Source organism: Gordonia hongkongensis (assembly GCF_023078355.1).
GTDB classification, from domain to species: Bacteria; Actinomycetota; Actinomycetes; order Mycobacteriales; family Mycobacteriaceae; genus Gordonia; species Gordonia hongkongensis.
The window spans coordinates 3,685,040-3,702,894 of the sequence record NZ_CP095552.1; the positions used below are offsets into that span (position 1 = coordinate 3,685,040).

The following is a 17,855-nucleotide window of genomic DNA, read 5'->3' on the forward strand; positions in this document are numbered from 1 at the left end:
GGGTACAGGCGTGACCAGATCTGTGCGGGGCACGTTCGCGGCCGACTATGGTGAGCAGATGTCCTCACCGACCCGCTGGGCGGGCGTACCGCTCGCGGACCGGCGCGCGGAGCGTAGAGCGGCACTGATCGCGGCTGCCTTCGACATCTTCGGAGGTATCGGCGCGGAAGCCGAGCTGTCGGTCCGCTCGGTGTGTCGATACTGCGGCTACAACACCCGGTACTTCTACGAGAGCTTCTCCGACACCGACGATCTGCTCGGCGCGGTCTACGACACCGCGACCGCGGAACTCGGCGCGGTGGTCGAGGCCGCGATGCGCGAGGCGGGCCCCTCGGTCCGGTCACGCACCCGTGCGGGTATCCGGGCGGTCCTCGGCCACGCGTCGTCGGATCCGCGGCGCGGCCGCGTGTTGTTCACCGCCGAGGTGACCAATCCCGTTCTCGCCGAACGGCGGGCCACCACCCAGGGCATGCTCCGCGACCTCGCGTTCGCCGAGGCCGACGCCCGCGACACCGACCGCCTGACGAGCCGGGTGCGGGCCGCGATCTTCACCGGCGCGATGGCCGAACTGGTGCAACAGTTCTTGGCCGGCAGCCTGGGTGACGACCTCGACCGCGTCGTCGACGAGGCGATGGCGACCCTCCTGCCTACCCGAGCCGTTTCATGAGACCGCGATCGAGGGCCCGGATCATGACCAGGCAGCCGAGGCCGGACAGGATCAGGCCGGTCGCGAAGATAGCCGGGAAGCCGAACAGGTCGCCGACGACCCCGGCGGCGAACCCGGCCGCACCCTGCACGCCGACCACGGCGCACGCGAACAAGGTGTAGTCGCTGCCCTCGTAGCCCTTCTGGCACGCATCCATCATCAGGGTGAACACCGCGACGGTCGCCGCGCCACCCAGGATGTGCTCGGCGAGGCTGGCCGTGACCACCAGCGAGAAGCCGCCGACGCCGATCGACGCGACCAGATACAGTCCGAGACTGAGTGTCTGGGTGACACCGCCGACGAGTAGTGCGCGCCGCCGACCGTAGGTGTAGGCGAGCCACCCGCCGAGCGCGGCTCCGCCGAGCGCCCCGGCCGACGACAACGCACCTTCGACGAGCGCGATCTGGCCCAGCGTGAGTCCGATGTCGGACATGAACGGGCCGACGAGCGCCGACGCCATCGAGTTGCCGAACTTGAACGCTCCGACGACGAGGATGAACGCGATCACGCCCGGACGTCGGAGCCGCGACGACCAGCCCGTCAGCAACAACCCGGGCGACACCCGCTTCGACGGTGTCAGTGGCGCATCGCCGGTCGGTCGGCTCGGCTCACGGGCGAGAAACCACACGCCGACGGTGACCGCGAACAGGAGCACCGCCATCACGACGAACAAGGTGCGCCAGCCGGCAAACGAGAACAGCCAGAGGAGCCCGCCGCCGCCGGCGATCATGCCGATTCGGTACGCGCCCACCTGGATTCCGTTGCCCAGACCGCGCTGACGCGGCTCGAGCATCGACACCGCCAGCCCGTCGGTCGCGATGTCCTGCGTCGCCGACAGCAGGTTGATGACCGCGATGCCGATCAGGAGCCAGACCAGGGACCCGGACAGATCGAGCGTCGCCAAGACGAGTGCGACGACCGCCGACGACAACTGCAGGGACACCAGCCATCTGCGCCGGGTGCCGTAGGCGTCGACATAGGGCGCCCACAGGAATTTCAGGCCCCAGGGCGCGAACAACAGTCCGTACACGCTGATCTGGGTCAGTGAGTAACCCTCCTCGCGGAGGATGACCGGCACCGCCTGGCTGAAGAATCCGTAGGGCAGGCCCTGCGCGAAGTAGAGAACGGTGAGCAGCGACAGCGTGCCGACCGCGAGCCGGCCCGAGCGCACAGTCGACATGGGTGACATCATGCCGCACCGATGCGAGTGCGGCGGTGGGCGGCCGGTCAGCGTGCCCGGTGACGCGTCAGGGCGAGCCGGTGGCGCGCGATGCGATGCCGTCGAGAATGAGCTGCAGCCCGAATTCACGGTCGTCGGACTCCCCGCCCGCGCTCTGCATCGCCGCGAACAGGTACGGATACTGCGCGGGATCGGCGAGACCGGTCAGCACCTGCTCGAAGTCCGACTCCACATCGGTACCCGTCGCACGCCGCATCTCGATCTCCAGCCGGGTTGCCGACAGCACATACTGGGCGAGCAGGCCGAGGATCTCGAGTTTGTCGTCACCGGGCAGGTCGAAGTCCTTCAGGATCTCGAAACCCGCCTCCATCCAACGCATTCGACGCGGACCCGGGACCGCGACCGTCAGCGGCAGTTCGAGGAACCAGGGGCGTTCGACCATGCCGTCGATCTGCGCCCGCGTCCACGCCGCCAGATCCTCGCGCCACTCCCCTCGGCGCGGCGGCAACGGGAGCTGACCCGCCACCGCGTCCACCATGAGGCTCAGCAGCTGAGCCTTGCCGGACACGTGGCGATACAGGGCCATGGCCGAACAGCCGAGCGCCTCACCCACGCGCGCCATGGAAACCGCGTCGAGGCCGTCGGTGTCGGCGATCGCGATCGCGGCGTCGACGATGCGGTCGAGATCGAGGGCCGGTTTGGGACCACGGCTGCCCGCCCTGCCACCTGTCCACAGCCGTTGCAGCGTCCCGTCTCCACCCTCTGCCATTCGCGGTCCTCTCGGTCGGCGACCCTTGCCGTCGCGCACAACTGCGTCTACTGTACGCAGTTACTGCCATAAACAGTTTTAGCCATAAACAGATTGGAGTCCGACATGACCGTCCCGGACCGTTCGTCACCCATGCCGGTCGAGGCCGTCGGCCTCACGAAATCGCTGGGCCGCGGGGACTCCCGGGTGCCCGTCCTGCGCGGGCTCGACCTCGACGTCGGCGCCGGGGAGGTCGTCGCCCTGCTCGGCCCCAACGGCGCGGGTAAGACGACCACGGTGCGCATCCTGTCCACCCTCACCCGCCCCGACGGAGGGACCGCCCGCGTCGGCGGCTTCGACGTCGTCGCCGATCGCCGCCGGGTCCGCGAGATCATCAGTCTCACCGGGCAATACGCGGCCGTCGACGACAAACTCACCGGTCGCGAGAACCTGAGGATGATGGGTCGGCTCGCGCACCATCCCCGCCGCACCGTCGATCACCGCGTCGACGAACTCCTGCTCGCCTTCGATCTCACCGACGCCGCCGACCGACTGGTCGCGACGTACTCCGGCGGTATGCGCCGGCGTCTCGATCTCGCCGCGGGACTCCTCGACCGGCCGGTGGTCCTCTTCCTCGACGAGCCGACCACCGGCCTCGACCCGCGCAGCCGTCAGATGCTCTGGCAGGTGATCGACGACGTGGTCGCGCAGGGCACGGCAGTCCTTTTGACCACGCAGTATCTGGAGGAGGCGGACCGCCTCGCCGACCGCGTGGCCCTCATCAGTGGCGGCCGGATCGGGACCGCCGGTACACCGGCCGACCTGAAACGCCGCGTCGGCGAGGCCGCGCTCGAGTTCGTCGTGCCGACCGCGGCCGACGCCACCGCCCTCGCCTCCGACCTGGCGGCTTTCGGGCCGTCGGTCCAGTCGACCATCGTCCGCGTGCCCACCGACCGGTCGGTGGCCCACACACGCGCGGTCCTCGATCTCGTCGATCGGACCGTCGCCACCGTCGATTCCTGGGAATTGCGTTCTCCCACACTGGACGACGTGTTTCTCGCGGCGACCGGACAACCCGCCGAACCGGCCACCGGGAACGAGGTCGCGGCATGAGTCTCACCACTGCCCTCGCCGAGGCCTCGTCGTCGAAGCGACTTCGGCACCTGCAGATCGACGCGACCACGATGTTCGGGCGATCGCTGCGCATGATGAGCCGCGATCCGGACGAGTTGATCCTCGCGCTCGTCCTGCCGATCGCCATCATGCTGATGTTCGTCTACGTCTTCGGCGGCGCGATGTCGGTGGGTACCGACTACATCACCTACGCGACTCCGGGAGTCATCCTGCTGTGCGCGGGCTACGGCGCGTCCAATACCGCACTGGCGGTGGCGAACGACATGAACGGCGGCGTCATCGACCGCTTTCGGTCGATGCCCATCGTGGGCGCGACCTTGGTGTTCGGCCATGTCGCGGCCAGCCTGGTGAAGAACTCCGTGTCCACCGCGGTCGTCCTGATCGTCGCGGTCGCCATCGGTTTCCGGCCGTCGGCGTCGCTGTTCGAATGGCTCGGTGCCGCCGGGATGGTCCTCGCCTACATCCTGGCCATCACCTGCCTCGCCGCGTTCATCGGGGTAGCGGTGCGAACGCCCGCCGCGGCAGGCGGTTTCGGCTTCGTCATGCTCTTCCTGCCGTATGTATCGAGTGCGTTCGTGCCACCCGAGACGATGCCGGCCTGGCTGCGCGGCTTCGCCGAGGCACAACCGGTCACACCGGTCATCGAGTCCATTCGAGCCCTGCTGGTCGGCATGGGCACCGGCGGGTCACCGGTGCACGATCTGACGTCGACAGCGGTGACGGGCCTGGCCTGGTGCGCGGCGATCGCGCTGGTGTCACTCGCGGCGGCCGGCTGGGTGTTCGCGCGCAAAGGGCGGTGAGGCGAGGACGGCCGACTAGCCTGTCGCGCCACCGGTGAACGGTGTTGCCGCCTTCTGCGGCGAGGCGCCGGGCCGGGGGCGGTACCCGCTCACGATGGACATCCGGTTGAACGCGTTGATGGTCACCGCCGCCCAGATCAGCACCGCGGTCTGGTCGGTGTCGAGGATGTCCGTCGCCCGGTCGTAGGCGAGGTCGGCCGCGTCGTGCGCCGGCAGTTCGGTGACGAGCTCGGCGATCTCCAGGGCCGCCTGCTCGACGTCGTCGTAGAGGTCCGGCGCATCCCGCCACCCGGCCATGACGTCGATCTGCTGCGTCGTCAGACCCGCGGTGCGGCCCAGTTGCGCATGGAGATCCATGCAGAAGGCGCAACCGTTGAGCTGCGAACACCGCAGGTTCACCAATTCCACGAGGGACCGACTCAGCCCGATCGATTCGGCGGCCGCGGCGACCTCCGCCGATACCGCGATCAGCTTTCGGTAGACCTGCGGCGTGGTCTTGTCGATTCGCACCCGTTGCGCAGGCATGGCCCCACAGTAGACATCAGCCCGTCACAGTGGGAAACAGGCATCAGCCCGCCATCGCGGGAAACGCCAGCGCCACGAGCATGAGGGCGAACAGGAACCACGCCGCGCCCTGCCACATCGGCCAGGTGCCGCCCCGGCGATAGGTGCGGTAGGCGTTGACCAGTGCACCGATCCCGCCGAGAAGGAACACACCGGGGACGAGCGACGCGAGGGCGATGTTGGCGGGGTCGACGGCGAGGAAGACCGCGCAGGCCACCGCGCCGAGCGCGACGACGGCCACGACATACAGGGCCGCGGACCGGTAGCTTCCGGTGTCCTGCCAGCGCTTCTCGACGTCGGCGCGTCCACGGTCGGCAGCATTGTGCGGATCAGTCATGGTCCAGCGATACCCTGCCGGGCCGTCCGGCAATCACGTCGCCGCGCACCCCGTCACACGAATCCCCCACCCCTGGTGGGTAGGACTACTCATCCATGCCGGGGCGCGACCGGTCATCGTCGACACATGAACTCTCCCAGCAGCACATTCGGCGGCGATCCGAGTACTGCCACCCTGGCGCGGATCTCGACCGAGTTCGACGCGATAGCACGCCAGATGTCCACCGTGTCAGCCGAATTCGCCGAGCTGCGACGTATCGTCGCCGAGCCCGACGAGCCTGCTCGCGACGTCGCCCCCGCACCGCAATCCGCCGTGCAGCCACCCGCCGCCGGCCTCACCCCACCGACGGTGGCGGCAGCTCCTGCGCAGGCCGCGGGACCTCGGCCCACACCCCCGTCCCGGCCCTGGTTGCCGACGGCGCCGCCACCGGTCGGCCACCAACGACCCCCGATCGCTCCGCCGGGCCCGCAAGGTCCTCCGCCGATGCCCCGCCCGGCGAGTGCGCGACCGTATCCGCCGGTCGCGTCGCCTCCGCCGCGGCCGGCCGGGCCGTCGATGTCCGAACGGATCGGCGCGGCCGCCGAACGCGGATTGATCGGCAAGATCCTCGCCACCGCCGGCGTGGGCGTGACCCTCATCGGTGTCGCACTGCTCCTCGTCCTGGCCGCACAGGCCGGATTGCTCCGCCCGGAATTCCGCGTCGCGGGTGGCGCGGTCCTCGCCGCGGCGCTCGTCGCCGGCGGGATCTGGTCGCGCGGCCGGCCCGACGGCCGGATCGGTGCCATCGCGCTGACGGCCACCGGGATCGCGGCGGGTTACCTCGACGTCCTGGCCGCGACCAAGATCTACGACTGGTTGCCCATCGTCGTGGGCCTCGGAGTCGCGGGACTCGTCGCCGCGGCTGGGCTCGCGCTTGCCCATCGGTGGCGCAGCGAACACCTGGGGCTGCTCGTCGTCGTGCCGTTGATCGCTCTGGCACCGGTGCTCACCGGCGGACTGGACACCACCCTCATCGCGTTCATGGTGGTCCTCGCCGCGGCATCGGCGTGGGTCCAGCTCGGTCGCGACTGGATCTGGCTGCATGCCGTGCGGCTCGCCGCGCCCACGATTCCGTTGACCCTGGTCGGTGTCCTCGCGCTGGCCGGCTGGACGTCGGCCGGTGCCGCCGACACCGTCTTCGCGGCCGCGGTCGTCGTGGTCGTCGTGCTGGGGGTCGCCGGCGCCCTGATCGCGATGCCCACCACGCAGTTCCGGGAGACGCTGGCCGGTCTGGCGAGTGCGACGACCATCCCCGCGTTGTTCGCCGGAGCGGTGATGAACATGCCGGGCGCGGTGATCCTGCAGACCTGCATCGCCGGCGCGCTGATCGGAACCGTGTTGATCGGATCGGGGCTTCCCGACTCGCGTACCGGCTCCACCCCGCGCGTGCCCGACGTCGTTGCGCAGATCTGGTCCGCGACCGCCCTTCTGCTGCTGTTCGTCGCCGTTCTGGTGGCCTTCGACGGCACGGTGGCGATCACCGTCCTGCTCGGCCTGGCAACGGTGACCGCGCTTGTCGCCCGGACATGGTCGACGACCTCGCGGGTACTTCTCGCCGGTGGCTCGGTCCTGTGGGCCATCGGTTTCGCGGCGCTACTCGACGCGGCGCCGCCGTATGTGCTCGCCGATGCGGACCTGATGCGACGGGACGCGTCTCTGGGGATCGTCGTGGCGAGTGTGTTCGCGGCCGCCGGCGCCCTGGTCCTGGCCGCCGGGTGGGCCCGCCTCACCGACGAGAAGGTCTCGCGCGCAGCCCATATCGCCGCCGGAGTGGTCGTCGTCTACGCACTCACCGCGATCAGTGTGACCGCAGGCGTCCTGGTCGCCGGGTCGGACGGCTTCCTCGCCGGTCACGTGCTGGCGACCACCTGCTGGATGGTCCTCGCGGGGACGGCCCTGGCCTATGCCCGGCGTCGCACCGGTGCCGCACGTACCGCCGCGGTCACCGGGGGTCTAGTCCTCGTCGCGGCCGCGATGGCGAAACTGTTCCTCTTCGACCTGGCCACCCTCGACGGGATCTTCCGCGTGATCGTGTTCATCGTGACCGGACTCATCCTGCTCGGCCTGGGCGCCTGGTACGCCCGCGCCCTCCAGGACGACCCGGCCGAGCCGTCTTCGGCGACAGCCGTATGACCCTGTCGAACAATATGACGTCGTGCCCGGAATGCGGGCACGACGTCATACGGGTCGGCGTCGGGCTAGGCGGTCGTCGTACGGACCGGCGCGGCCACGTCGACCTCGGTCGTCGCGTCGTGGGCGGGGGGTCGACGATCCGGAGCGGTCCGTACATGGGTGAAGTACAGCGTCAGACCGACGAAGGTGAGTCCGCCGACGAGATTGCCGATCACCGTGGGGATCTCGTTCCAGACGAGGTAGTCGGCGATCGAGAAGTCACCGCCGAGCATGAGACCCGAGGGGAAGAGGAACATGTTGACGATCGAGTGCTCGAAGCCCATGTAGAAGAACAGCATGATCGGCATCCACATCCCGATCACCTTGCCGGGCAGGGATGTCGACATCATCGCGGCGACGACACCGGTGGACACCATCCAGTTGCACAGCACGCCGCGGATGAACAGCGTCAGCATGCCGGCGGCCCCGTGCTCGGCGTAACCGACGGTACGGCTGTGGCCGATCTCGCCGAGCCGCTGTCCCACCTCGTCGGGTGCGACGCTGAATCCATAGGTCAGGATGACCGCCATCATCACCGCGACCAGGATGGCGCCGAGGAAGTTCCCGAGGAACACCAGACCCCAGTTGCGCAGCATCGACCGGACCGTGACTCCTCGTCGCTTGTCGAGCAGCGCGAGTGGCACCAGCGTGAACACACCGGTGAGCAGGTCGAATCCCATCAGGTAGAGCAGGATGAAGCCGACCGGGAACAACAGCGCCCCCAGCAGCGGCTGGCCGGTCTGCACGGTGACGGTCACCGCGAAGGCCGCGGCCAGAGCCAGGATCGCGCCGGCCATGAACGCCCTGATCAGGGTGTCGCGGGTGGACATGAACGCCTTGGACTCGCCGGCGTCGACCATCTTCACCGCGAATTCGGACGGTTTCACATAGGACATGTGGTTCTCCTCGAACTCCTCAGTTGATGCGCCCATGGAACCGAGGCCACATGTCCGTTCGGTGTCATCGACGAGTCTCCCTGTTACACCGCCCTCACTCGGTCCAGGTCGCGGTGTGAAGTTCTGGTGTCGCCGCGGTCGGCGGTGGGCGTGTCGATCGTGTGAACACTGCCGAAAGTCGCTGACTCGACTTGGCATCGTGCCCGCCGATGGGCAATGTGGGTGTGGTCCAACACTATCGATGGAGATGACGATGACCACCCCGATCATGCCGAAAACCGATGCCGCAGAGCTGATCAACGCCGCGCGGATTCGCCAGGGACTGACGTGGGCGACAATTGCCGAGAAGATCGACGCCCCGTTGGTCTGGACCGTCGCTGCGCTGCTGGGCAAACATCCGGTCCCGGCCACGAAGGCCACCGCCGTGGTGGAACTGCTCGGCCTCGGCGAGGGCGTCGCCGAGAGTCTGCGGCAACAGCCGACGCGTACACCCGACGAGGCGGCGACGAGCGACCCCACCATCTACCGCTTCTACGAGGCGCTCGACGTCTACGGGCCCGCGCTGAAGGCACTCATCCACGAGGAGTTCGGCGACGGCATCATGAGCGCCATCAACTTCAACATCGACATCCGACGCCGGCCCGACCCGAACGGCGACCGCGTGGTCGTGACCTTCGACGGGAAGTTCCTCGACTACAACTGGTGAGCCACCTGGTGAACCTCGCGGGTCACCGAACGCAGGGCCAGCATCGTCGACGCGTAGACGGCCGGGTCGGTGGGGTCGAAACCGAGCACAGTCCGGATCCGTTCGAGCCGCTGATAGAGGCTCTGCCTGCCGATGTGGAGCGCCGCAGCCGACCGCGTCGCGCTGCAGCCGTGCGCCAGGTGCACCGCCAGGGTCCGGACGAGGTCCGACGAGGAGCGTCCATCGGCCGCGACGAGTGGTTCCACCAGGGACCGCAGCTCCGTCCGAAGAGCGGGATCCAGCGCACCGATCGCCTCGTCGACGAGGAGTTCGCGCGAGGTGAACACCCGACGTCCCGCCTCGAGACCCGCGGCGGTGGACGCCGCGAGCCCGAGTTGTCGCCCGCATCGACGCAGTGAGGCGGAGAGGGCGGACGCCACATCGGCGCCGGGCCCGACATCGTCGATGACACAGGGGTTTCCGACGACGACCGTGGTGCGTCCGATTCGGTTGCCCTGCCGTGTCAACGAGGACGCCACACGGTCGACCGGGTCGGTGGCGCCCTCTCCTCCCCGGCCGGCACCGCGGCCAGTGCGTAGACCGTGGCGTCGACGATGCTGCGTGCCACCGAATCCAGCTCGGCGCCGGCGACCGCGGCATCGGCCATCCGCGGGTCGGGGGCCTCCGCCGCAAGGGGCACCACCACGGTGGGCGCCCCCACGGACACCCCCGCGGCGGCCAGGCGTGCCCGCAGATCCGCGGGTCGCATCGGTCTGGCGTCGACCAGGTCTTCGACGAGCCGCGCGGCCAGGGCCGAACCCCGGACCCCGGTCCGGGTCAGGCCGACCGCCACCGGACCGGCGGCCGCACGCAACAGACTCTGCGCGAACGGGACCGGGCCGGCGTCGGTGCGCTCGCCCACGATCAGCCGGGCGATCGGACGTCCCTTGCTGTGGACCGTGGCCTCCGACACGGCCCGGTCGACGACCCGCCACGCCGCCGAGTCGTCGTCGACGCCGTGCGCGGACAGCAGCGCCCCGGATGTGGACACGAGAACGACAGGCGCATGCAGGGTTTCGGCCACATGACCGAGCATCGGCGCGACCCCCGCTCCGGCCGCCAGGTCGTCGTGGAGTGATTCCACGAGAGTCGAACGGACTCGTAACTCGTCGACCTCGCGGGCGGCGATCGCGGTGTTGACCGCTCGGCACACGTCGATGAAGGGGACCACCGCCCGGAGTTCGATGATCGGCAGCCGGACCGCCGATCCCGCCCGCACCATCTCCTCGGGTACCGCCTCGAACGTCCGACCCACTTCGATCGCGACCGCCGCGACCCCGCGCTGCGACAGGTCCTGCACATAGTGCTTGCGGGTGCCGGCATCGAGTCCGCGCAGACCGAGCCCCGTCGTGAGCAGCAACTCGCCGCCGGTGAGCAGCGGCCCGATCTCGTAGATCTCGCTCGAATGCACCCACCGCACCGGTGCGTCGAGACGTTCGTGGCCGCTCAGGACCCGCGGCTCGGCGACCGCCAGGTGGTCGTCGAGGATCTCCCGAAGCGTCGGGGTGGCGGTATCCGTCGGGGGTCGATCGAGCGTCATGGACGAAGACAATATGCACCGGCGGCCTCGGCCGCAGTACGACGATCTGTCAGTTGTCACCGTCGGAGCCACCCGGCACTCTCGAAGCATGACGATCTCGCTGCCCGGCCATGCCGGTCTCGACGTGTCCGGGATGCTCGACGTTGCCTACCGGGAGGCACGGACGAGCCTCGACGAGGGCGGCATCCCGATCGGTGCGGCCCTCTTCGCGGCCGACGGCGCGCTGCTCGGCGCGGGCCACAATCGTCGCGTGCAGGCCGACGATCCGTCGGCGCACGGCGAGACCGATGCATTCCGCGCCGCGGGGCGGCAACGGGATTACGGGCCGACGATCATGGTGACGACCCTGTCGCCGTGCTGGTACTGCTCCGGCCTCATCCGCCAATTCGGCATCGGCACGGTCGTCATCGGCGAACACACCTCGTTCTACGGCGGAGAGGACTGGTTGCGTGAGCACGGTGTCGAGGTCATCGTGCTCGACGACGACCGGTGCGCTGAGATGATGTCGTCGTACATCGCGGCCAATCCTGCGGTGTGGAACGAGGACATCGGGGTCGCCCCGGCCGACGAGAACGTGGAGATGTCATGACCGACAGCCCGGTACTCACCGTCGACCTTCGGGAGTGGCACTCCGGAGGTGCTGCCGCGCAACGGGTCTGTGCCGCTGTCGATGAATCCCTGCAGCAGGCCGGGTTCCTGCTCGTCACCGGGCACGGACTCGATCCCGAGTTGCCGCGCTCCCTTCGCGCGGCGGCCCGTCGTTTCTTCGCTCTCCCGGCCGACGTCAAGGGCCGGTACTCCGCCGGTGTCGGCGGCCGCGGTTGGATCGGTCCCGGCAAGGAGGCCAACGGTTTCGCCGAGGGCACCGAGACCCCGCCGGACCTGAAGGAATCGTTCACCTCCGGTGCGCAGACGCCGGTGGGCATACCCGAGATCGACGGGTACTGGTTCGCCCCCGACGTGTGGCCGGCGGAAACGCCCGAACTGCGAGAACTGATCACTGCGTGGACGTCTCAGATGCGGCGGCTGTCCGACGACCTGCTGGCGCTGATGGCCGCCGCACTCGGCCTCGTCGGCTCGGACAATCCGTTCCGCGACCTCGCGTCGAACCCGACGTGGTCGTCCAACATCAATCACTACCCGCCGCTGCACGACGTCGGAACCCCCGAACCCGGCCAGTTCCGCATCGGACCGCACACCGACTTCGGCACCGTCACCATCCTCGACCGCGAACCCGGCGCCGGTGGATTACAGGTCTACAGCGAGCATTCGGGGTGGGCCGACGCCCCGTGGAACCCCGACGCCCTGACCGTCAACATCGGGGACATCCTCGAGTACTGGTCGGCCGGCCGCTGGCCCGCGGGCCGGCACCGCGTCCTGCCACCGCAACCCGACGCACCCGCCGAGGATCTCGTTTCGCTGATCTTCTTCTACGAACTCGATCACGACGCCCTCGTCTCCCCCGTCGCCCCACCCGTGGGTCGCCGCGCCGGACTCGAACCGGTGGTGTCCGGAGACTTCATCCGGCAGCGCCTCGACGCGATCACCGTCGGCTGAGACCTGGCCCTCCACTCCCGAGGCGGAAAAGCGCGAACCCCCTCCGCTCCCTGAGGAGCGCCCGGAGCTTGCGGAGGTCGCGTCACGAAGGGTCCGGCGACCGAGAGTTGCGTAACCCTTCGTGACGCTCGCAGGCTCGCTCCTCAGGGAGCAGAGTGCTTTCGTGGTTCACGACGGGCGCCAGGCCGCAGATACTGAGGTGCTAGGTGCGCGACCCCCGCTCCCTGAGGTGCGAGGAGCGATAGCGACGAGCCTCGAAGGGTCTGGTGGGAATGTTCCTGTAGCCATTAGCTTTCGAGGCTCGCTTTACTCGCACCCTGGGGAGCGGCCGGCCGGCCCGGAAAAGCTCGTCCCCGTGAGCAGGGTCGAAGGGCAATGTGCCCTTCGATCCTGCTGAGGGGGACGCCAATTCACGCGTAGCGCCAGACCGCTGGAGCGGCCCGGCGTCGTCAACGCGGTTCCGGTCCGGTGACCAGCGGGAGCGACGGGTCGTTGGCCCACGCAGTCATCGATCCATCGTAGACCGCGACGTCGTCGCGACCGACGAGGGCGAGCGCGTGCGCGATCCCGGTGGCCGCGATGCCGCCTCCGCAGTACGTCACGACCTTGGTGTCGTCGGCCAGTAGCCCGGCCGCCTCGAACTCCCGACGCAGCTCGTCGACCGGGCGGAGGTCGCCGGTCTCGGCGTCGCGGATCGAGAACACCGGGAGATTCACCGATCCCGGGATGTGGCCCTGACGGGCGTACGTGGTGGTCTCACCGCGATAAGTCGCCTCGTCGAGGACGTTGACCAGCAGCGTCGACGGATCATCAAGCGCGGCAGCGACCTCCGTGGTCGAGCGCAACAGTTCGGGACGACGCGTCCCGTGAAAAGTACGCGGGGTGACGGTCGACTCGGCATCGGTCACCGGGGCGCCGGCCGCCTTCCAGGCCGGCAGGCCGCCGTCGAGCACGGTCACGGCGTCGAAACCCTCGAGTCGCAGGTGCCACCAGAAGCGCGTTGCCCAGAACCCCTCGAGCTGGTCGTACACCACGACGGTCGCCCCGTCTCCGATCCCCAACGCCGATGCGGCCGTGGCGAACTGCTCGGATGACGGGACCGTCCACGGTTCGGGGCTGTCGGCGTCGGCGAAGTCGGTCAGCAGATCGGCGAACACCGCACCCGGGATGTGTTCCGCGCGAAAGGACTCCGCTCCCGATTCGGGGACATATGGCCCCTCTTTCGGAATCGGGAGATGGGTGGTCGCGTCGACGATGACCACGGTGGGGTCGTCGAGCCGCTCCCGCAACCAGGCGACGTCGACCAGCGCGGGCAGGACAGAAGTCCTCATCGGAACCTCTCGAGAAACGGGCAAAACACCCCCGACGTCACCGAGACTAGGTGCCCGTCGGCTTCTCGGCACCGTGCCGAATCTCACCGAGCACGACGGTTGACGCACGTACGCGACCCGGTGCGTCGTGTCGCGGCAGCGTGCGGACCCGTCGCCGTCAGGCGCGCTCGCGCATCACGCCTACGTGGCGGACGGTGCCGGAGATGCCCGGGATCTGTTTCACCGGCGACCAGGTGCGCATCCCATCGGTGCTGTCGGAGTAGAGGTATCGGCCGTTCCGGTAGGCGTCGAGGTACATCCGCCAGGCGCCGTTCGGTAGCTGGACGACGGACGGACCCTCGACGAGACGACCCCAGTTGCCCGGCGGCACGAACCGGTAGGGCCCGAACAGCGAGCCCGAGACCGCGTGCTCGATGAACTTTCGCGTCTCGTTCTTGGTGAATGCATGATAGGTCGGCCCGACCTTGATGACCGTGGTGTCGATGTGGTCGGCGCCGATGCTCAACAGCGGCACGGGCGGACTCCACATCCGCAGCCCGGGATCGAGCGCCGTCATCACATACGGGACGAAACCACCACCGGTCGACATCGACAGGATCACGTTGACCCGGCCACCCTCCACGAACCATTCGGGCGCCCAGGCCTTGGTCGTGAACGGCGACAACGACGGACCGTCACTCGAACCCGCCGACCCGGACGAGCCGGACGAACCTGATCCGCTCGAGCCGAATCCCTTGCCGTCACCGGTCCCCGGCAAGAACGCACAGCACAGCGGCACCGGCCAGTTGTACAGGAAGTTCCAGTTGACGCGGTCGCGGCTGCGCGCGAACCCGATACTCGCCCCGTCGGCGGTCGTGTACGTCACGTAATACCAGCCGTCGGTGTGCCGGAAGATGCTCGCATCCCGGACGTAGCCCGTCGGCGGCCGGTACGCGGACCTGCGCACCAGGGTGTACTCGAGGCCGTCTGAGGACTCGTACACGTCCATGTCGCGCGCACTCGCATTGCTGAACGCGACCATCGTGTACCGCCAACCCGAGGGCGCGGCGGCACTGCTCGCCGGCGTCGGGACGAGAAGCCCGGCCACCGCGAGCAGGACCACGATGGCCGCGGCGAGCACGGTTCGTCTGGAAGGAGTCACCGATGCAGTATCGACGACGAACGGCGCACGATGTGCAACTTTCACCCGGAAGGTCGTACCCCTAGCTGCCGTTGGCGTAGAGCGCCAGGAGCGGACCGATGAAGGCGAACAACATGGTGAGACCGAGTTCAGACGAGGACACTGGAGACCTTTCGACATGTGCCAACTGGATGGCCGACGAGCCCGACTGCGCGCATCGGCCAGGCAACACCATGTCATGCGACATGTCGTTTGTCAGGCGAATGATCAAACAAAACCGTTCCTGCACAGGGGATTTGACGTGGCCGAGCGGCCATTCATCTCAGTCGGGCGTCCCAGTCGTCCGTCTGCCCGACGCCCGCAGTCGGCTGTCGAGTTCGGCCATCAGGCGGGCCGCCCGTGATGCCCCGGCACCCGGTTCCGGGTAGCGACACAGCACATCGATGAGCTCGGGTGGTGTCCGGTTGCACACGTCCTCGACCATCTCGTTCCCCACCGCCGGGTCTCCGCCGCTCTCCAGTTCGGCGATGTATACCCGGTTCACCGCGGCCCGCAGGATGTGACCGACCTGGTGCGCTTTCGCGATCGGATGCAGATATGCCGCCGCCGCGGCGTCGCCCGCGGCTTGGGCGGCCAGTCGGGCGGTCTCCGACGGCGCGTCGATCTGCGTGCGCCGGCGGCGAATTCCCGGGCCCCCTCGATGGCCGCGCGGGGACGCGGGTCGTCGGGCCGCGTTCGCTCGAAGACCGGCAGCACTTCCTCGGCCCACTCTGTGGCACAGCGCACGACGACCGGCAGGTCGTCGTCGGTCAACTCGAAGTCTGCCATCGGCCGAAACGCTAGCAGTGTCCTCACACGGTCGCCGACAACCCGCCGCCATCCGGATCGCGGAGCATCGAATGGACGACGAGGCCCGTGTCGACCGGAGTCGTTGCGGTGACGACGAACCCGGCACGTTCGTAGATCATCACATTGCGATCGTCGGAGGTCTCGAGCGCGACGCACGCACCCGGAGGAGGAGTCCTGTCGTCGACCGCGGCGAGTCCGGCGCGGACCAGCGCGCTTCCCAGCCCCTTGCCCTGGCGGTCCGGGTGGACTCCGAGTGTCGCCAGGTTCCATGCGCCTGCCGGGTGCGCAGGGGCCTCGGCCAGGGCGACCGCGGCCAGCCGATCGCCGTGCAGGGCGGCCGCTTCGGCCTGAAACTGTCCATCCGGGTCCGGCACATCCGGGGGCAGCAGGGCGATCACGCCGCACCGGTCCGTGGTGACCAGCACGACACCGTGGTCGAAGGCGTATCCCAGATACATCCGTTGTAGTCGGTGCAACCGTTCCCGATAGCCGTCCTCGGGAATGGACCATCGAGTCCAGGGATAGGCGTCGAAAGCGGCGGCGAGAGTGCCGGCGGCATCGTCGAGATCCGCGATGATCGCGTGGTCGATGGAAATGTCACTGTCCTCGAGGGTTGAGTCGGATGCGGGTGGTCGGCGGGTCACATTACCGCGGAACCACATTCGGTCGACACTGATATCTCGTGGCGCGGGAAATCCGCAGTGGACAGGTCAGAGTCACCTGAGAGTCCGCGTCGAGCTTGTCAGCAAATCCGCAGGATTTCCGTAGCCCTGTTCACATGAGGCGCAGGCATCGTGGTGCCGTGAACACGCCCCAGACCCCCATTCCCGACGACGACCACGACCCGATCACCGAACCCTTTGCGCCGCCGCGCGGACCGGTGCCGCCGCCCGGGCCCTGGGCGATGAACCCGCAGGCCACCCCGCCGCCATTCGTCTCACCCCCGCCGCCTCCTCCGGTCGCGCGGCAGCGGGCCGGCGTGACGAAGCCGATCATCGTCACCGCGCTCCTCGCGGGACTGCTCGGCGGCGCCGTCGGCATGGGAGGCAGTTCGCTGCTCGGGCACGACGCCGCGTCGGTACCGATCCTCAACTCGCAACCGGCCGCCGCGGCCAACGCCGCCGACGCGCAACCCGGTTCGGTGACGTATGCCGCGAGCGTGGCGTCGAAGTCGACGGCCGACATCAAGGTTCAGACCGCGAACGGCACGGCGGTGGGCAGCGGTATCGTCCTCTCCCCCGACGGTTACGTCCTGACGAACCACCACGTCGTCGCCGGGGCCGGCTCCGGCAGCACGATCGTCGTCACCACCGGCGACGGGCAACAGCACAACGCCACCGTCACCGGGAACGCCCCGTCGTACGATCTCGCGGTCATCAAGCTCGAAGGTGCGTCGGGACTGACCCCGGCGGCACTCGGTGACTCGGATGCGCTGAAGGTCGGCCAGCAGGTGGTCGCCGTCGGCAGCCCGGACAGCCTGTCCAACACGGTGACGTCCGGCATCGTCAGCGCGCTGTCGCGGACGGTGACCGCCGGCGACGCCAATGGCTCGTCGCTCACCGTGTACAACGGTCTGCAGACCGACACCCCCATCAACCCGGGCAATTCCGGTGGGCCACTGGTGAATCTGCAGGGGCAGGTGATCGCGGTCAATTCGGCGGTGGACACCGGCCAGGCCGCGTCCGGTGGGCCGCAGTCCTTCGGGTTGGGTTTCGCGATCCCGATCAACACCGCCAAGCGCATCGCCAATCAACTGTTGCAGGACGGTCAGGCCACCAAACCCGTGATGGGAGTGTCGGGTTCACTGTCGGCGGGCGACCGGACCGAGGGCGCGACCGTCTCGTCGGTGCAGCGTGGCGGGCCCGCGGCAGATGCGGGTATCCGGCAGGGCGACGTCATCACCAAGGTCGGGGACACCACCGTCTCCGACTACGCCGACCTGATGGCGCAGATCCTCACCCACGAGCCGGGTGAGACCGTGCCGGTGACCATCGGTTCCGGTTCGGGTGCCCGGACGGTCCAGGTGAAGCTGGGCAGTGCCGTCGACGAGCAGGAGACGACGGTGCCGGAATCCGGCAGCGGATCGGGCGGTTCCCCGTTGCCGTTCGGCGGCAACCCCTTCGGTCAGAACCCGTGA

Annotated in this window: 18 protein-coding genes and 1 pseudogene; 8 read left to right on the forward strand and 11 right to left on the reverse strand. The window is 68.7% G+C overall.

Annotated elements, in window-relative coordinates:
* The first annotated feature begins 58 nt into the window (after nt 1-58).
* Nucleotides 59-667 carry a TetR/AcrR family transcriptional regulator gene (locus MVF96_RS16755; protein ID WP_247449745.1) on the forward strand — a complete coding sequence of 203 codons (609 nt, stop codon included), beginning with the start codon at nt 59-61 and terminating at the stop codon, nt 665-667.
* Here the strand turns inward: MVF96_RS16755 and MVF96_RS16760 are convergent.
* Together MVF96_RS16760 and MVF96_RS16765 are read right to left on the reverse strand one after the other, a co-directional pair.
* Nucleotides 648-1,886, reverse strand: a complete 1,239-nt coding sequence (locus MVF96_RS16760; protein ID WP_159371206.1) for an MFS transporter — start codon at nt 1,884-1,886, stop codon at nt 648-650. The two genes, MVF96_RS16755 and MVF96_RS16760, sit on opposite strands and share 20 nt — an antisense overlap.
* Nucleotides 1,887-1,953: 67 nt before the next feature.
* Nucleotides 1,954-2,655: a TetR/AcrR family transcriptional regulator gene (locus MVF96_RS16765; protein ID WP_159371207.1), complete on the reverse strand. Its 702-nt coding sequence runs from the start codon at nt 2,653-2,655 to the stop codon at nt 1,954-1,956.
* Between the two features lie 105 nt (nt 2,656-2,760).
* Here MVF96_RS16765 and MVF96_RS16770 point away from each other — a divergent pair, with 105 nt between their 5' ends.
* Both MVF96_RS16770 and MVF96_RS16775 read left to right on the forward strand, forming a co-directional pair.
* Nucleotides 2,761-3,747, forward strand: coding sequence for an ATP-binding cassette domain-containing protein (locus tag MVF96_RS16770; protein WP_159371208.1), 987 nt, complete (start codon nt 2,761-2,763; stop codon nt 3,745-3,747).
* Nucleotides 3,744-4,568, forward strand: a complete 825-nt coding sequence (locus MVF96_RS16775) for an ABC transporter permease (protein WP_247449746.1) — start codon at nt 3,744-3,746, stop codon at nt 4,566-4,568. Before MVF96_RS16770 ends, MVF96_RS16775 begins: the two co-directional genes overlap by 4 nt.
* A gap of 15 nt (nt 4,569-4,583) precedes the next feature.
* On the opposite strand, the gene MVF96_RS16780 is transcribed toward MVF96_RS16775, so the two are convergent.
* Both MVF96_RS16780 and MVF96_RS16785 read right to left on the reverse strand, forming a co-directional pair.
* A complete protein-coding gene (locus tag MVF96_RS16780; protein ID WP_226513727.1) occupies nt 4,584-5,093 on the reverse strand; it encodes a carboxymuconolactone decarboxylase family protein in 510 nt (169 codons plus the stop codon).
* Between the two features lie 43 nt (nt 5,094-5,136).
* A complete protein-coding gene (locus MVF96_RS16785; RefSeq protein ID WP_058252485.1) occupies nt 5,137-5,469 on the reverse strand; it encodes a hypothetical protein in 333 nt (110 codons plus the stop codon).
* A 126-nt stretch (nt 5,470-5,595) separates the two neighbouring features.
* Here MVF96_RS16785 and MVF96_RS16790 point away from each other — a divergent pair, with 126 nt between their 5' ends.
* Entirely contained in the window at nt 5,596-7,641 is a 2,046-nt protein-coding gene (locus MVF96_RS16790) for a DUF2339 domain-containing protein (RefSeq protein WP_247449748.1), read from the forward strand.
* Between the two features lie 65 nt (nt 7,642-7,706).
* Here the strand turns inward: MVF96_RS16790 and MVF96_RS16795 are convergent, their stop codons facing one another.
* A complete protein-coding gene (locus tag MVF96_RS16795) occupies nt 7,707-8,576 on the reverse strand; it encodes a formate/nitrite transporter family protein (protein ID WP_065631086.1) in 870 nt (289 codons plus the stop codon).
* Between the two features lie 253 nt (nt 8,577-8,829).
* Here MVF96_RS16795 and cynS point away from each other — a divergent pair, with 253 nt between their 5' ends.
* Complete coding sequence (gene cynS / locus MVF96_RS16800) at nt 8,830-9,282, forward strand: cyanase (protein ID WP_058252560.1); 453 nt, start codon at nt 8,830-8,832, stop codon at nt 9,280-9,282.
* Here cynS and MVF96_RS16810 read toward each other — a convergent pair.
* Nucleotides 9,270-10,861: pseudogene (locus MVF96_RS16810) on the reverse strand (PucR family transcriptional regulator). The gene cynS and the pseudogene MVF96_RS16810 overlap by 13 nt on opposite strands.
* 88 nt (nt 10,862-10,949) lie before the next feature.
* On the opposite strand from MVF96_RS16810, the gene MVF96_RS16815 reads away from it, so the two are divergent.
* A complete protein-coding gene (locus tag MVF96_RS16815; RefSeq protein WP_078113680.1) occupies nt 10,950-11,450 on the forward strand; it encodes a nucleoside deaminase in 501 nt (166 codons plus the stop codon).
* Nucleotides 11,447-12,418, forward strand: a complete 972-nt coding sequence (locus MVF96_RS16820; RefSeq protein ID WP_247449753.1) for an isopenicillin N synthase family dioxygenase — start codon at nt 11,447-11,449, stop codon at nt 12,416-12,418. Before MVF96_RS16815 ends, MVF96_RS16820 begins: the two co-directional genes overlap by 4 nt.
* Nucleotides 12,419-12,867: 449 nt before the next feature.
* Here the strand turns inward: MVF96_RS16820 and MVF96_RS16825 are convergent, their stop codons facing one another.
* The 5 genes from MVF96_RS16825 to MVF96_RS16840 form a co-directional block, all read right to left on the reverse strand.
* Nucleotides 12,868-13,749 carry a sulfurtransferase gene (locus tag MVF96_RS16825; RefSeq protein WP_247449754.1) on the reverse strand — a complete coding sequence of 294 codons (882 nt, stop codon included), beginning with the start codon at nt 13,747-13,749 and terminating at the stop codon, nt 12,868-12,870.
* Nucleotides 13,750-13,906: 157 nt separating this feature from the next.
* A complete protein-coding gene (locus tag MVF96_RS16830; protein ID WP_247449755.1) occupies nt 13,907-14,890 on the reverse strand; it encodes a glycoside hydrolase family protein in 984 nt (327 codons plus the stop codon).
* A gap of 301 nt (nt 14,891-15,191) precedes the next feature.
* Entirely contained in the window at nt 15,192-15,413 is a 222-nt protein-coding gene (locus MVF96_RS24675) for a hypothetical protein (protein ID WP_418930394.1), read from the reverse strand.
* The gene (locus tag MVF96_RS24680) at nt 15,410-15,697 is read right to left on the reverse strand and encodes a putative immunity protein (protein WP_418930395.1); all 288 of its coding nucleotides are present in this window, start codon (nt 15,695-15,697) and stop codon (nt 15,410-15,412) included. Before MVF96_RS24680 ends, MVF96_RS24675 begins: the two co-directional genes overlap by 4 nt.
* Before the next feature lie 23 nt (nt 15,698-15,720).
* The gene (locus MVF96_RS16840; RefSeq protein WP_247449757.1) at nt 15,721-16,380 is read right to left on the reverse strand and encodes a GNAT family N-acetyltransferase; all 660 of its coding nucleotides are present in this window, start codon (nt 16,378-16,380) and stop codon (nt 15,721-15,723) included.
* A gap of 116 nt (nt 16,381-16,496) precedes the next feature.
* Here MVF96_RS16840 and MVF96_RS16845 point away from each other — a divergent pair, with 116 nt between their 5' ends.
* On the forward strand, nt 16,497-17,855 hold the full coding sequence (locus MVF96_RS16845; RefSeq protein WP_247449777.1) for a S1C family serine protease: 1,359 nt from the start codon (nt 16,497-16,499) through the stop codon (nt 17,853-17,855).

Bases quoted from the DNA above. Each gene is read 5' to 3' on its own strand.
- MVF96_RS16755 (WP_247449745.1), top strand. From the start codon at position 59: ATGTCCTCACCGACCCGCTGGGCGGGCGTACCGCTCGCGGACCGGCGC.
- MVF96_RS16760 (WP_159371206.1), bottom strand. From the start codon at position 1,886: ATGTCGACTGTGCGCTCGGGCCGGCTCGCGGTCGGCACGCTGTCGCTG.
- MVF96_RS16765 (WP_159371207.1), bottom strand. From the start codon at position 2,655: ATGGCAGAGGGTGGAGACGGGACGCTGCAACGGCTGTGGACAGGTGGC.
- MVF96_RS16770 (WP_159371208.1), top strand. From the start codon at position 2,761: ATGACCGTCCCGGACCGTTCGTCACCCATGCCGGTCGAGGCCGTCGGC.
- MVF96_RS16775 (WP_247449746.1), top strand. From the start codon at position 3,744: ATGAGTCTCACCACTGCCCTCGCCGAGGCCTCGTCGTCGAAGCGACTT.
- MVF96_RS16780 (WP_226513727.1), bottom strand. From the start codon at position 5,093: ATGCCTGCGCAACGGGTGCGAATCGACAAGACCACGCCGCAGGTCTAC.
- MVF96_RS16785 (WP_058252485.1), bottom strand. From the start codon at position 5,469: ATGACTGATCCGCACAATGCTGCCGACCGTGGACGCGCCGACGTCGAG.
- MVF96_RS16790 (WP_247449748.1), top strand. From the start codon at position 5,596: ATGAACTCTCCCAGCAGCACATTCGGCGGCGATCCGAGTACTGCCACC.
- MVF96_RS16795 (WP_065631086.1), bottom strand. From the start codon at position 8,576: ATGTCCTATGTGAAACCGTCCGAATTCGCGGTGAAGATGGTCGACGCC.
- cynS (WP_058252560.1), top strand. From the start codon at position 8,830: ATGACCACCCCGATCATGCCGAAAACCGATGCCGCAGAGCTGATCAAC.
- MVF96_RS16815 (WP_078113680.1), top strand. From the start codon at position 10,950: ATGACGATCTCGCTGCCCGGCCATGCCGGTCTCGACGTGTCCGGGATG.
- MVF96_RS16820 (WP_247449753.1), top strand. From the start codon at position 11,447: ATGACCGACAGCCCGGTACTCACCGTCGACCTTCGGGAGTGGCACTCC.
- MVF96_RS16825 (WP_247449754.1), bottom strand. From the start codon at position 13,749: ATGAGGACTTCTGTCCTGCCCGCGCTGGTCGACGTCGCCTGGTTGCGG.
- MVF96_RS24680 (WP_418930395.1), bottom strand. From the start codon at position 15,697: ATGGCAGACTTCGAGTTGACCGACGACGACCTGCCGGTCGTCGTGCGC.
- MVF96_RS16840 (WP_247449757.1), bottom strand. From the start codon at position 16,380: ATGTGGTTCCGCGGTAATGTGACCCGCCGACCACCCGCATCCGACTCA.
- MVF96_RS16845 (WP_247449777.1), top strand. From the start codon at position 16,497: ATGAGGCGCAGGCATCGTGGTGCCGTGAACACGCCCCAGACCCCCATT.